Source organism: Acinetobacter sp. KS-LM10, from assembly GCF_036896575.1.
Classification (GTDB): domain Bacteria; phylum Pseudomonadota; class Gammaproteobacteria; order Pseudomonadales; family Moraxellaceae; genus Acinetobacter; species Acinetobacter avistercoris.
Genome location: NZ_CP145906.1, coordinates 2,020,373 through 2,036,217 on the forward strand (window position 1 = coordinate 2,020,373; position 15,845 = coordinate 2,036,217).

General features: G+C 38.6%; 10 protein-coding genes. All 10 read left to right on the forward strand.

The window, feature by feature from the left end; translation table 11 throughout:
• Positions 1-123 precede the first annotated feature (123 nt).
• A complete protein-coding gene (locus V5M36_RS09275) occupies positions 124-1,182 on the forward strand; it encodes an asparaginase (protein WP_445206266.1) in 1,059 nt (352 codons plus the stop codon).
• Between the two features lie 615 nt (positions 1,183-1,797).
• Positions 1,798-5,364 carry a DNA polymerase III subunit alpha gene (gene dnaE, locus V5M36_RS09280; RefSeq protein ID WP_338558206.1) on the forward strand — a complete coding sequence of 1,189 codons (3,567 nt, stop codon included), beginning with the start codon at positions 1,798-1,800 and terminating at the stop codon, positions 5,362-5,364.
• 15 nt (positions 5,365-5,379) lie between these two features.
• Positions 5,380-6,222 (forward strand): RNA methyltransferase, encoded by an 843-nt coding sequence (locus V5M36_RS09285; RefSeq protein ID WP_338558209.1) that lies wholly within the window; start codon positions 5,380-5,382, stop codon positions 6,220-6,222.
• Complete coding sequence (cysE, locus tag V5M36_RS09290) at positions 6,215-7,027, forward strand: serine O-acetyltransferase (protein WP_338558212.1); 813 nt, start codon at positions 6,215-6,217, stop codon at positions 7,025-7,027. The genes V5M36_RS09285 and cysE overlap by 8 nt, the downstream gene beginning before the upstream one ends.
• 110 nt (positions 7,028-7,137) lie before the next feature.
• Positions 7,138-8,058 (forward strand): ABUW_2363 family tetratricopeptide repeat lipoprotein, encoded by a 921-nt coding sequence (locus V5M36_RS09295; RefSeq protein WP_338558215.1) that lies wholly within the window; start codon positions 7,138-7,140, stop codon positions 8,056-8,058.
• A gap of 116 nt (positions 8,059-8,174) precedes the next feature.
• Positions 8,175-10,178 (forward strand): alpha/beta hydrolase, encoded by a 2,004-nt coding sequence (locus V5M36_RS09300; RefSeq protein ID WP_338558217.1) that lies wholly within the window; start codon positions 8,175-8,177, stop codon positions 10,176-10,178.
• 264 nt (positions 10,179-10,442) lie between these two features.
• The gene (gene mutS, locus V5M36_RS09305; protein ID WP_338558219.1) at positions 10,443-13,076 is read left to right on the forward strand and encodes a DNA mismatch repair protein MutS; all 2,634 of its coding nucleotides are present in this window, start codon (positions 10,443-10,445) and stop codon (positions 13,074-13,076) included.
• 731 nt (positions 13,077-13,807) lie between these two features.
• Positions 13,808-14,131, forward strand: a complete 324-nt coding sequence (fdxA, locus tag V5M36_RS09315; RefSeq protein ID WP_338558223.1) for a ferredoxin FdxA — start codon at positions 13,808-13,810, stop codon at positions 14,129-14,131.
• 124 nt (positions 14,132-14,255) lie between these two features.
• Positions 14,256-14,975, forward strand: coding sequence for a peptidase M15 (locus V5M36_RS09320; RefSeq protein WP_338558226.1), 720 nt, complete (start codon positions 14,256-14,258; stop codon positions 14,973-14,975).
• A gap of 161 nt (positions 14,976-15,136) precedes the next feature.
• Positions 15,137-15,802, forward strand: coding sequence for an O-methyltransferase (locus tag V5M36_RS09325; protein ID WP_338558228.1), 666 nt, complete (start codon positions 15,137-15,139; stop codon positions 15,800-15,802).
• Positions 15,803-15,845: the final 43 nt, after the last annotated feature.

Consider the following 15,845-nt stretch of genomic DNA (forward strand, 5'->3'; position numbering starts at 1 on the left):
AAATGCTTTAACTTGAAGCTAAAGATATATTTGAACTTAAAGTTGAATGCATTAAAACGAGATGCTTAGTTTGAAAGCTAAAAATTGAATGTTAAAACCAAAAGAAACTTTAAAGGATGAATCATGAAAAAAACACTAAGCGTACTGACACTTTCTCTTGGTCTACTTTTACCCTTAAGCAGTTTTGCAAAAAATAATGTGGTCGTGGTCGCGACTGGCGGTACGATTGCTGGTGCTGGCGCAAGCTCGACCAATAGCGCAACGTATACCGCTGCGAAAGTCCCTGTAGATGCATTACTGACCGCTGTACCGCAAATTCAAGATTTAGCAAATGTCAGTGGCGTACAAGCCATGCAAGTTGCCTCTGAAAGTATTACAGATAAAGAGCTTCTCTCATTGGCACGACAAGTAAACGACTTAGTTAAAAAACCTGATGTGAATGGTGTGGTCATTACTCATGGTACAGATACCTTAGAAGAAACTGCTTTCTTTTTAAATTTGGTCATTCATACAGACAAACCTATTGTCTTGGTGGGCTCAATGCGTCCTTCGACAGCTCTGTCTGCTGATGGCCCTTTGAATTTATACAGCGCTGTGGCCCTTGCAGCTGACGATACGGCGAAAGGCAAAGGTGTTTTCATTTTAATGAACGACAGTATTTTTGCTGCCCGTGACGTGACCAAAGCAATTAACTTACATACCCACTCTTTTGGTAGTCAATGGGGCGCTTTAGGGACCTTAATTGAAGGAAAGTCTTATTGGTTTAGACAGTCTGTAAAACGCTTCAATAATCGCTCAGAATTTAACATTGAGAACATCAAAGGTGATGCTTTACCGCTGGTACAAATTGTTTATGGTTCGAGCAATATGGTTCCTGATGCTTATACTGCCTATGCTAAAGCGGGTGCAAAAGCGATCATTCATGCAGGTACAGGAAATGGCTCAGTCGCTAAAAACATTGTGCCAACACTGAACGAATTACAAAAAAATGGCGTTCAAATCATTCGATCTTCACGCGTTCCTCAAGGGTTCGTATTACGTAATGCTGAACAACCTGATGATAAATATGGTTGGGTGGTTGCGCATGATTTAAATCCACAAAAAGCAAAACTTTTGGCAGCCTTAGCGCTCACTAAAACCAAAGATGCTAAAGAAATTCAACGTATGTTCTGGGACTACTAATCTGTCTAAAATAGAAATGTTTCATACATTTCATTTAGCACATTAAATTCTTATTTAGCGTATTTAGTCCATTTTCAAATGCATTACTGCTCAACTCAGCCGTAATGCATTAAAATAATCTCTTTAGACACATGATTAGAATTAGACTTATTTAAAACTAAATCTTTGCATGAGTCATTTTTTAAAAACAAGTTCACCATCAGTCTTCTCTCAATAATCAATTATTCTAATCCTCTCCAAAATAGAAATAGAAATAGAAATAGAAATAGAAATTCACATATAAATTCATCGCCACTTAGAGAACTTTTTAGATTGATGAAAGAGGCCTATTGATACATTTTGTTTTGAATCGTTTTATGTCTACAATTTCAGTTCATACTTAAAAATAATCATTTTTTGTTTTAAGAATTATCGACTCACCGCAATTAAGAATCATACAAGCAATTAAATTAATCATTCGAGATTTGTCAGATTGTGCTTTCATTTTGAATAAATGTACGCAAAATATTCAAAGACTTCTTTTGGTTCAGCTAAAAATTATAAAACAGCGGTTTTGCAGTCACGGAACAACGAGAGCATGTTAAAATAGACTTAGACTTAGCGAAGGATTCATTTATGCAGTTTGTACATCTTGGTATTCATACAGAATTTTCGATTACAGAATCGATTGTACGTATACCCGAGTTAATGAAATCTGCATTAAAAGATGAAATGCCGGCTTTGGCGATCAATGATTTGTCGAACCTACATGCGGCCGTTAAGTTTTATACAAAATGCTTAAACAGTGGCATTAAACCTATTTTAGGCAGCACGATTCGCTTAAATGATGAATCTCATCGTGTCACTTTATTAGCCATGAACAATACAGGCTGGCGTAGTTTGACCGAAGTTGTTTCACGAGGTTTTATCGAAGGCCAACAACTCAGTATTCCGTGTGTTCAAAAACAATGGGTCCTCGAGCAATCTTCAGATCTTATCGTCATGTTGGGCATTAAAAGTGACGTTGGTGAAATGCTTTGTTCGGGTAATCCACAAAAAGCAGAACCGCTACTAGAAGAATGGATCGAAAAGTTTGGTAATCGTGTCTATCTTGCTTTAACACGAACAAACCGCCCTCAAGAAGAAGATTTTATTCATGAAGCAGTAAAACTCGCTGAAAAATATCGTATTGGTGTTGTCGCACATAATGATGTGCACTTTATCCATGCTGAAGATTATGAAGCGCATGAAGCTCGTGTCTGTATCGCAGATGGTTTTGTACTCGGTGATAATCGCCGTCCCCGTACTTATAGTTCAGAACAGTACTTCAAAACATCTGAACAGATGATTGAATTATTTTCAGATATTCCGAGTGCGATTGAAAATACAATACAAATTGCCAAGCGTTGTAATACCACTCTTCGATTAGGCTTTAATGACTTACCTGATTATCCAATTCCTGAAGGTCATACGATCGATACATTTTTTGCCCATGTGTCGCAAGAAGGTTTGGAAGAACGTTTAAACTTTCTCTATCCTCCAGAACATCGCGATGAAGATTGGGCAGAAATTCGTAAACCTTATGATGAACGTTTGGCATACGAAATTAATATCATTAATGAAATGGGCTTCCCAGGCTATTTTCTCATTGTCATGGACTTCATCGGATGGTCTAAGAACAATGGCGTTCCTGTAGGTCCTGGCCGTGGTTCAGGCGCAGGCTCATTGGTGGCCTATAGCCTAAAAATTACTGACCTTGATCCTTTACGTTATGACCTGCTGTTCGAACGTTTCTTAAACCCTGAACGTGTTTCAATGCCCGATTTTGACATCGACTTTTGTATCGCAGGTCGCGATAAAGTTATCGATTATGTGGCACGTCACTATGGTCGTGATGCAGTTTCTCAGATTGCCACTTTCGGTACGATGGCTGCAAAAGGTGCGATTCGTGATGTTGCACGTGTACTCGGCAAGTCTTATGGTTTGGCAGATCGAATTTCAAAAATGATTCCAACCAAACCATTAGGTTTGACTTTGCAAGAATCGATTGAGGCTGAGCCACAACTTAAAGATATCGTGACCAACCCGTCCAACCCTGACAATGATGATGCTGCTGAAATTTGGGAAATGGCATTAAAACTGGAAGGTATTACACGTAATACCGGTAAACATGCGGGCGGTGTGGTCATTGCACCAACCAAAATTACTGATTATTCGGCAGTCATGTGTGAGGCAGATGGCTCAAGCCGTGTGGCTCAATTCGATAAAGATGACGTTGAGGCTGCAGGTCTAGTCAAATTTGACTTCTTGGGTCTACGAAATCTCACCGTCATTGAAGATGCGGTTCAGCATATTAATGCACGTTTAAAATCAGACACGCCACTGGATATTGCTCGAATTGAATTAGATGATCCTAAAGCGTATTCGATTTTCGCGGATGCCAATACAACCGCGGTTTTCCAGTTTGAATCCGTGGGCATGAAAAAAATGCTCAAGGAAGCCAAGCCAAGTAAATTTGAAGAAATTATTGCCTTTGTGTCCTTGTATCGTCCAGGACCTATGGATCTTATTCCTGACTTTATTCACCGTATGCATGGGGGTCAGTTTGAATACTTACATCCCTTACTGGAAGGTGTTTTAGAACCAACGTACGGCATTATGGTTTACCAAGAACAGGTGATGCAAGCTGCGCAATATTGTGCTGGCTATACGCTTGGTGGCGCGGACATGCTACGTCGTGCCATGGGTAAAAAGAAACCAGAGGAAATGGTTAAGCAACGCCAAATCTTTATTGAAGGTGCTGCGCTTAAAGAAATTGATGAAGGTACTGCTAACCATATTTTCGATTATATGGAAAAATTCGCAGGCTACGGTTTTAACAAATCACATGCTGCAGCCTATGCATTGGTTGCCTATCAAACCGCTTGGTTAAAAGCTTATTACCCTGCTGAATTTATGTCAGCCGTCCTCACCTCTGAAATGCAGAACACTGACAGTATCGTGTTCTTGATTGACGACTGTCGAAATAACGGTCTAGAAGTATTACCGCCTTCAGTCAATATGTCGATTTATCAGTTCCATGCCATTGATGTGGATACCATTGTCTATGGACTTGGGGCGATTAAAGGCGTGGGTGAGGCAGCGATGCAGTCCGTAATTGACTCTCGTAATCAACAAGGTCCTTTTAAAGATATTTTTGACTTTTGTCATCGTATTGATCTGAAAAAAATTAATAAGAGAACCTTAGAAGCCTTGATTAGATCGGGTGCTTTAGATTGTTTGGGCATGGAACGTGCCACGATTATGGCTCAGCTTCCTGAAGCCGTCCAAGCAGCGGATCAAGCGCGGAGTAATCGTGAGTCAGGTATTATGGATTTGTTTGGTGAAGTTGAAGAAGTTCAACGTAAACCAACCAAACCTGTCAAACCTTGGTCAGATGAAGTTCGCCTAAAAGGTGAAAAAGACACGCTAGGTCTGTATTTAACGGGTCACCCGATTGATGTTTATCGCACAGAACTCAAATCATTTGTGTCCTTAAAAATTAATGAACTTACGCCTACTCGTCGCGGTGTAACCACAGTATTTGCCGGGTTGGTGGTTGATATTGCAAACTTCCCAAATCGCATGATGGTCACTCTGGATGACGGAACAGCTCGAATTGAAATTTCAGCCAACCATGAGCGCTTCCAACGTTTCAAAGATATTATCGTCAATGAAAAAGTGGTTGTCATTGAGGGTGAGATTTATGAACGTGAAGGTTATGATCGACCAATGGGTCGTCTGACCAAGGCGTTTACTCTTGATGAGATTCGTCAAAAACGTGCTAACTGTATTCAAATTAAATTAAACCAAGAACATTTTAGTAAATCTTTAAATCAAGATTTACTCAAAATGATTAAGCCTTTTTGTGATGTGGATATGTGTAATCATATTCCCCTCCATCTTCTCCTCGACTATCCATATGCCACTGCTGATTTTCACTTAGGTCCAAATTGGAATGTTGCACCCTTAGATGCACTCCTCAGCCAATTGCGTGACTACTTCGGTAAAGACGCTTTACATGTGGAATATCAAGTCAAATCCAAAGCTGCAAAAAATAAAGCGATGGAATCACGTCCTACGACCATTGCTCCACCTCCCAGTGACATGAGCATGGACGACGCAATCGAGCTGTACCAATCTGAAGTCAGCCAATACTCTTAATCGTTTGGAATACCTATGAATATTATTGATAATGCTGCTGTTTTAGCGCATTTGGCCCATGTACGAATTGTCATGGTCAACACCACATTACCTGCAAATATTGGCAGTGCATTACGTGCGATGAAAACGATGGGCTTGGTTAAATTGGTCTTGGTTGCACCAAAAACGTATCCACATCCAGATATTGATGCTCTGGCTGCTGGTGCAACAGATTTGATCGATCAAATTGAAATTGTTAATACTTTAGAAGAAGCAATTGAAGATTGTCATTTAGTTTTTGGCACCAGTGCACGGAGTCGCACCATTCCTTGGCCATTATTAGATGCTCGTCCTGCTGCACAAAAATCGATGGATGCAGTTATTCACCATCAACAAAAAATTGCAGTCATCTTTGGCCGTGAAGACCGCGGACTCACCAATGAAGAGTTAGCCATGGCCAACTACCATGTCACAATTCCAGTGAATAATGAGTATGGCGTACTCAATGTAGCACAAGCGATACAAATCATTTGCTACGAAATGCGCATGGCAACTGTTGAAACCATGGATACTGTTGTAGATACAGAAGCGAATATGCAAGTGACTGATAGCGACAATATGCACTGGGATGAACCGCTGGTGAATCACGGTCAGATGGAACAGTTTTATCCTCATATGGAAAAAATGTTGTCTGATATCGAATTTTTAGATCCAGAAAACCCAAGATTACTGCCATTACGCTTGCGTCGATTATTCGGACGTATACAATTGGATCGTATGGAATACCATTTACTTAGAGGCATTTTTACACGTGTTCAAGCCTTAAATAATGGCACATGGAAAAAGTCCAAATCTGAAGAGAAAACTAACGATGCTTAAACAGCTTAAAGAAGACATTAGCGCTGTGTTCGCTCGAGATCCTGCGGCGCGCAATACATTTGAAGTTTTAACCACCTATCCTGGCATTCATGCGCTGATTATGCATCGTGTTGCACATGAACTATGGGTTAAAGAGTGTAAAACTTCTGCACGTATGCTGTCCTCTTTCAGCCGTTTTGCAACAGGCATAGAAATACATCCAGGTGCAAAAATTGGTCGCCGTTTCTTTATTGATCACGGCATGGGCGTTGTGATCGGAGAAACTGCCGAAATTGGTGATGATGTCACGCTTTACCATGGTGTTACGCTCGGTGGAACAACGTGGAATAAAGGTAAACGACATCCCACTCTCGAAGATGGCGTAGTGGTTGGCGCAGGCGCTAAAATCTTAGGGCCATTTACGGTACATAAAAATGCCAAAGTTGGCTCTAACGCAGTCGTGACCAAAGAAGTACCTGAAGGTGTCACTGCTGTAGGCAACCCTGCACGCTTTATTTTCAAAGATAAAAAAGTTGAAAATGAACAAGAAAGTCGCCGCCGTGATTATGCTGAAAGCATCGGTTTTGAACCGTATGCAACTACGCAAGATCAATCAGATCCGATGATTGAAGGAATGCGTGTACTGCTAGATCGCATACAGCAAAATGAACATAGCATGAACAATATGTGCCAACGTTTGTCACTTCTTGACCCAACATTTAAAAATCCTCAGCAGTCTCAACAACCATTTAGTGCTGAAGAGTTGAAAATTTTGGATGAAGTCAGACGTGAATGCGAGGCTCAAACCACAAAAAGCAATATTTAATGTATAAGTTTGAATAACAAAGAGCATTTCAAGTTGCATGTTCGACATTCTTTTCTTAGACTGAAGAGCATCCATATCTCGATATATAAAACAAAATATTGGAATCACTTATGACGATTAAACCTTTACTATGTGCAATTCTAGCGTCATCATTGCTTACAGCGTGTGCGACGACAAGCACACCAACAAACAAAGTAAAAAACAATGATCCTATCGTCTACACTGAACCGGATTTAACTGCCCCATTTTATGCTTTAAACCCTTTCGATTATTCGAAACCGCCTGTGTTTGAACTTGAGTTGAAAAAGGCTGCTGCTCAACCTGTTCAAAAACTGGAAGTGACCGATCCAAACAATCCCAATAAAAAGCTTATTTTAGACACCAATAAATTAATTATTCCGACAGTGAATAATTCTAGTCGTGCGATGAAATATGCTGCTTTAGCGGGTCAAAACGAAATTGATATCACTGAAATTGATGACTTTCTGCAGATGGTTGAAGGTAAAGCACGTCATTACCCACCTCGTTTTACAGACCGTCAAGAACGTAAAGGTTTTGAAAGCAAGCTAAAAGAAGTTTCGAGCCAGCTTGATGCTCTTGCAGCAAATGACAAAGCTTCTTTCGATATTCTCGTCCGTGCGTTTAAAGCCAGTATTTTAGGTCGTAACTTAGATTTAGGTTCTGCTTACACCACTAAATCTTTGAAATATGCACAACAAATTCTGAAGATCAATAAAGATGACGCTGAAGCAAACTTCTGGTTTGGTTTCTCTTTATCTGAAGGCGGTGGTCAAAAAGAAGCAATTCCTTACATCGACAAAGCCATTAAAGCAGGCGTACAAGAAGCTTATTTAGTTTCTGCAAATAACTTCATTGCGCTTTCTCAGAAAAAAAATGCGATTCAAACTTTGAAAAATTACAAAGTTAAATATCCTGATGAAGCTCAAGTGGCGGATCGCTTGATTGAAGAAATTGAAAAGCAAGGTCGTTATAATGTTTGGCAAATCCTGAACAATCCTGCTAAATCTTAATAAACCGCAAAATGCATCTCAAAATAGGCTGATAATTCAGCCTATTTTTTTATATTTATTTTTATATTTTCAAAAATAAAGTATGATTTTCAAACACTTTTAATTCGATTTTAAGTATGTCGCAACTGAAGAAAAATACGCTACTCGCCCTTCTCTTTTCTTTTCCAATATTGATCAGTGGCTGCCAAGTCGTCAGTGTTAAAAATCAAGCACTCAATGTCTCTATTGCAAATGAGCGAGATAGTATTTTAACTCGTAAAAAAATGAGTGAGGCCAGTTTAAATGTCCTCTCGATGACAGGCCGAGAAGCTAAAGCGTGTACCGACAATCCTTCAGAATGTATCGCTGATCTTGACCAAATTTCTGAAATTCAAGATGAGCAACTTCTCTCTACCGCCAGTGAAGCTTATCTAACCAAAGTATTAGAGCTCAGTAACTCTTCACAATGTAATGTTAGTTTAATCAATAAGTATCAATCTGAAGACAAACAAAAGAATCATCAACAACAATATCATCAATGTCTTGACCAACAAATGGCACTGCTCGATAAAAGTATTCGATATAGTTATGCGTATTTATTTAAAACGCAACGCCAGCCGCAAGAACGCCTCTTTGACAATAGACAAGTACAAATTCGAGACTTTTATAACCAGGCTTTGGCAAAGCTCATCACCAATTACGGTTTGAGATATACTGGTGAAAAAGTACCCAATGAAATTAAAATTGGCAAAAGTACCTATTTAATCAATTATGATCACTATCCTGAGATTGCAAATCAAAAACTTGAGAGTTTACTCAGTAGCTATAACTTAAACTTTTCCGGTCTCCGCTCGATTAACCGTAGAGATGGTTTTGGATCTGAATTTATTGCGACATTGCCCGCACCTGAATATAAAGATACTGGCAAATACATCGTCGATCCTTTAAATCACGCTTATGAAGGTGGAAAGAATCCAAATATTCATCATCCACGCTATTTATCAGTGACCATGACGGCAGTACCAAAATCTGCTGGCAGTGTAGATGACATCATTAACAATCCATATTTTCAACTGAATATTTATGATCCTTATAGTGTAGAAAAGCTCAAAATTGCCAATAAAGAGTATCCATTGGCAGCCAATTTTTCAGCTCCTTATGGACTATGGCTTGCAGAAAACAACTTAGGTACAGCAGCGTATTTAAGCTTAATCGATCGTGATAACAGTATCACCATGCCGCATTTGTATATGCTTGAACCCTATAATCCTAAAAAGAAAATTATCGTTTTAGTGCATGGTCTTGCAAGCAGTCCTGAAGCGTGGATCCGTTTAACCAATGACATTATGGGTGATGTGGTTTTACGTGAACATTATCAAGTTTGGCAGGTGTTCTATTCAACCAATATGCCTATCTTGGAAAGTCGCTTCCAAATTAATGCCGTGATTAATCAAGCATTTTCGAGTTTAGACTCAAATACAGCTTCAGCAAAAGATGCTGTATTGATTGGCCACAGTATGGGAGGAATAATTGCTCGCCTACTGGTCAGTGATGCAGACCTAACAACTCCTGCTTTAAAAATATTGAAATCACAGTCATTGAATCGCTTTAAGGACGAACCATTATTTAAAGCACGTCTCAACATGAAACCTGTGAAAAACTTCGATCGCGCTATTTTCATTGCTGCTCCTCATCGCGGTACGGACTATGCTGATCGCTGGTTTACACGTGCCGCTCGAAAAATCATAAAATTACCAGGTGCTTTCTTGGGTGCATTTGCAGACTCCCTCATTGAAAAAGACATCAATATGCAACATTTCGTGAAAGAGTTAGGTCATGGCCTTATTGAAAACGGTCCAAGTGACTTAAGTCATAACTCAAGATTTACTAAACTAACTGAAAATGTTGTACCGACCAAAGACATCACCTTTCACTCTATTTTGGGTAATCTGACCGATAGTGATGATCCAAATCTTATTAATGATGGTGTTGTACCCTATAAAAGTGCACATTTAAAAGGCGCAGCTTCTGAAATTATTATCAAAGGTGGACACTCTATTCAGGAAACGCCTGAGGCAGTCTTAGAATTAAGACGTATTTTAAGATTACATTTGATCGAGCATGGTATTTATAAACCCTAATTTTTGTTCATATTCATCTCTGGACATTACAATTCAAAACCTCTGCTGGCAGAGGTTTTTTTGATTGGCACAAAATATTCAATATTAAATGGAATTGTATTTTTTAAAGTCATTCATTGCTGAGTTTTACATTTTCAACGATTTTACATTTAACAGAAGATGTTAGAATTCAATTTAATCAAGACGAATTAATTAGCTTTAACGGGATAACATGTTGATACAGACTCATGATAATTTATGCGTATTCCAAGGATTTCAATTTTAATGAATACAGCAAATATTTCTCCCGACCTAAGTACGCTTACGCCAATGATGCAACAGTACATGTCCATGAAAGTGCAACATCCGCACTCACTGATGTTCTATCGTATGGGCGACTTTTATGAGCTTTTTTTTGAAGATGCGCATAAAGCTGCAAAAATTCTAGGCATTACTCTTACACATCGTGGTAAAGCGAATGGTGAACCGATTCCGATGGCAGGTGTTCCCTATCACGCAGCTGAAGGCTATTTGGCGCGTCTCGTTAAGAAAGGCGAAACGGTTGTTATCTGTGAACAAATCGGCGAAGTGACGGGTAAAGGTCCTGTAGAGCGCGGCGTGGTTCGAATACTCACACCTGGTACGCTTACAGATGATGCACTGCTCAATGCACATCAAAGTTCAAATCTTGTGGCGCTGTGTTTCCATCAAAACCAAATTGGTCTAGCACTTTTAGACCTCAGTGCTGGCATTTTTAAAGTTCAACAACAAGACTATAAACCAGAACAACTGCCTTTAGAATTGGCACGTTTAATGCCAAGCGAAATTTTGATTGATGAAGATTTGACTGATCCAAACATTATTGAGCAAATCAAAAAAAATATTGAATGTCCGATTACCAGACGTCCAAATGTTGATTTCAGTGTGAACAATGCGCTGAAAACACTATGTGATCAATTTGCTGTTTCGACTTTGGCTGGATTTGGGATTGATCATCTCCCGCTGGCTAAAGCCGCAGCCGCTGCTTTAATTCATTATGCTAAAGAAACGCAAAAAACAGCTTTACCTCATATACGCTCAATTAAACTTGAACAAAGTAGTGACTTTATTGCGCTCGATCCTGTAACTCGTCGTAATTTAGAAATTATCAATCCTTTGTTTGAGCATGGGACTTCATTGTTTAACTTAATCAATGATTGCCAAACAGCAATGGGCGGACGTTTATTAAGTCGGACGTTAATGCAACCGATGCGTGATACGGCTATTTTAGATCAGCGTTTGGATGCGATTGAAGTCTTACTTAAAGGCTATCACGAATCACCATTAAGACTTGTACTCAAAGAAATCAGTGATATTGAACGCGTATTAAGCCGTATCGCTCTAGGTAGTGCACGTCCACGAGATTTGGTTCAGTTACGTCAAGCCTGTGCGCAAATCCCTTATTTACGTCATGCGCTGCAACCGATTCTAGAGAAAGAACAATCTGTCTTAATTCAACAACTGAATGAGGAATTGGGTGATTTCCAAGGCTTATATCAAAGATTATTTGCTGCAATTGTGGAAAATCCACCTGTCGTTTTACGTGATGGAAATGTGATTGCAGAAGGTTTTGACACAGAACTCGATGAATTACGTAAAATTAGAGATCATGCTGGGCAATTCCTGATTGACCTTGAAATTAAAGAGCGTGAAGCCACAGGCATCAATACACTCAAAATTGGTTATAACCGCGTGAGTGGTTACTATATTGAGCTTTCACGGTCTCAATCAGAACAGGCTCCAGAACATTATATTCGTCGTCAGACCTTAAAAAATGCTGAGCGCTACATTACTCCTGAATTAAAATCTTTCGAAGATAAAGTATTATCCAGTGAATCCCGAGCACTGGCGCGTGAAAAATTATTATTTGAAATGCTTCTTGATGAATTGCGTGAAGATATTGCTCAATTACAAATGATGAGCAGTGCGATTGCGCAAATCGATTTAATCAGTAATTTTGCCCATCAAGCTCGCTTACACAACTGGAATCGACCTGAATATAGCCCAGAAATTGGTATTCACATTCAGTCAGGCCGTCATCCTGTGGTTGAGTCATTAATTAAAACACCATATACCCCCAATCATACCCAACTTGATTACCAGCATCGTATGGCAATCATTACTGGTCCAAACATGGGTGGTAAATCGACCTTTATGCGTCAAACAGCTATCATAAGCTTATTGGCATATTGCGGTAGTTATGTTCCAGCTCAAGCCGCTAAACTTGGACCGATTGATCGAATTTTTACTCGTATTGGTTCTGCGGATGATTTGTCTTCTGGTAAATCTACTTTTATGGTGGAAATGACCGAGACTTCGCAAATTCTTCATCACGCCACTAATCAATCTTTAGTATTGATGGATGAGGTTGGTCGAGGTACAAGTACTTATGATGGTTTATCTTTAGCATGGGCATGCGTACTTGATCTAAGCAACCGAATTAAATGTTTATGTTTATTCGCTACACATTATTTCGAACTCACAGAACTTGGCAAAGAAACTGCCATATATAATCTACACGTGGCAGCCAAAGAACTGAATGGAAATTTAATTTTATTACATAAAGTTCAACAAGGCCCAGCCAGTCAAAGTCATGGTTTACAAGTTGCTAAACTTGCAGGCATTCCAGCCACCGTGATTAAAGATGCTCAACATCGCTTAAAAATACTGGAGAAACAACAGCTCAAACAACCCGTTTCAATTCAAAATGATTTATTTGCAATGGATCAATCAAATGAGCCTGAAGTCATTGAGCGTATTATCGAAGTTGAGAAAGAATCTCCTGCATTAGAAATGCTGAAAAATTTAGAGGTTGATAATCTTTCACCACGTGAAGCCTTACAACAATTGTATGCTTTAAAAGACCTATTACTGATGTAATTTAAAGAGCTAAATATAAAAAACCTCGCATAATGCGAGGTTTTTGTATTTATTTTTTTATAAATATAGTCTTAAAACTGAGATTTTTATAGCTCAGGTTTTAATGACTCAGACTCAAATTTCAGAATTGAATTATTTGCGATAATTGCAACAGAAACAAAACATCTACTCAAACAGTTTTCTAAGTTGTCGTCTTCTTCTTATCAATCCCAAAATCTCTTTACGCTCATTAATTTCATCCAAACTAAAAGGCAACTGTAGTTGCAGCTCTTGATCGGCCAATGTGCTGTTCTCTATCAGATAGCTGTCTTGTGCTGTACTCCACCTGCTAGGTGGAAATTCAGGCTTTCGATATGGTCTTTTTTTCATACCCGCATTATATCAATGCTGCGTTATGAATTGTGTTGTCACTTTTATAAGATTTAGTGTCATCAATTGATAAGTTTACTGTTGAACTGCCGTTTTAATTCAACATTTTATTCAACGCATTGTTGAGCTTTTAATTTAACGATCAAAATCATTTGAAGTTCAACCAACGATACTAATAAAATACAATTTAAATATTTCAAATCATCAGATTTAGGCTTTTAACGGGCTATATCAAAAAATGAATTGTATTTCACACATATAAATAACAAATATCAATAAAAGGAATTGTTTGTTGAGTGCATTTTTGCCTAAAATACAGCATTCGTAAATTAGAACCATATTTTTTAGGTAGAGCTGTCGCCATGACCTTTGTTGTCACTGAAAATTGTATTAAATGTAAGTACCAAGACTGTGTTGAAGTTTGTCCAGTTGACTGTTTCTACGAAGGTCCAAACTTTCTTGTAATCAATCCAGATGAATGTATCGATTGCGCGCTATGTGAACCTGAGTGCCCGGCAAACGCTATCTTCTCTGAGGATGAACTTCCAGAAGGTCAGGAAGTATTTATTGAATTAAATGCTGAACTTGCAGAAAAGTGGCCAAATATTACACAAATTGGTGAACAGCCTGCAGACCGTGAAGAATGGAATGGTAAAGCAGATAAGCTTCAGTATTTAGAGAAATAAACTTAAAAGATCAGCTTCGGCTGATCTTTTTTATACCTAAAGGGTACATATATTTGCAATTTATGTGAATTCCATACCATAAATTAGACTAAAATAACATTATTTGATTTAGTACATATTTATAATGAGAGAAATTTTGAAGGGCCTAATATCAGTCAGTGTAATTGCATTGACTGCTATCGCTTGTACGTCCACCCCTCAAAAAGGTCAAAGAGTGTTTACGCCTACTGGCCAACGAATTTTTATACCACAAGAAAAAATAATAATTGAACGCCCAGCTCGACCTAAAGTTATGCCAAACTCTTACCGTAATTGGATCATGATGGATCAAAATCAATCCACTGTTCGAGAGTATGAGCGTTATTTAGAACGAAATAATGTTGGAAATATCATTCCAAGTTTTGAATTATTAAAATCTGCACGAGATTGGCAGCGTTGTGGTAAATCAGAATATATGATTCCAAGTCGTGAAATTTGGGAAAATCAATTACCGACACTTAAAGTATTTAAATATCTTGTTGCATCCAATGTACTGACTGATTTTGAAGTAACCTCTGTATATCGTGATTTACCACTCAATCAATGTGCAGGTGGCGCAGGTTCCTCTCGACATTTATTCAATTCTGCAATCGACTTTAGAATTGGACCTGAGTATCCGCAACCAGAAGATTATGCATATATTGAAAATTCAAAATTCAAACTGTGTCAGTTTTGGAAAAACTACGGGCAGAGTTTAAATATGGGCTTAGGATTGTATGCGTCAGGTCAAATTCACATTGATACACAAGGCTTCCGTACTTGGGGACCAGACTTAACTCGAAATACCTCATTGTGTAACTATTGATGTTGATGCTCCTATAGATCTGGAGACTTTAACAATTAATCCATATTTTTTAAATTTTTCAATCAGAATGTATATAAAAAAGTAGTTATCTTCGCCTACATAAATTGCACTCAGATTTGAAACGATTACAATGCATATAACAAAACTTAGGTGCCAGTACTATGCAACAATTGTGGTCAGACATCGATGCATATATCGAGTCGAAATTAATTCCTGAAGACCCTATTCTGATTCAAACCTTAAAGAATACTGAAGATAAGGGTTTTCCTGACCATCTCGCAATTGCAGCAAATCAAGGCATGCTTTTACAAATGTTAATTCAGATGAACAAATGTAAACGTGTATTAGAGTTAGGCACTTTTGCAGCATACAGTACAATATGGCTTGCACGTGCACTCCCTGAAGATGGCTATATTCTGACGATTGAGGGACGAGATACACATGCAGCACTTGGCCAAGAAAATATTGACCGTGCTCATTTAGCTCAAACGATTGAACTTAAAGTCGGTCGTGCAGCAGACATACTTAGAGCCTTACCTGAAGACTTCGAGCCTTTCGACTTCATCTTTATAGATGCAGATAAACAAAGTTATCCTGAATATCTAGAGTTAAGCTTAAAACTTTCACACTCAGGAAGTATTATTGTCTTAGATAATGTGATTCGTGCAGGTGAAATAACCAATGCGCGAAATGTTAAACCGAGCATCGAAGGTATTCGTGAAATGTATGAGTTGATGCAAAATCATCCTCGCTTACTGTGCAGCACTGCCCTTCAAACTGTAGGCAGTAAAGGCCATGATGGATTTGCTATCGCAATTGTAAAATAATTTTTATCTCACAATGATTGTTTGAAAATCTTTATTGAATTTT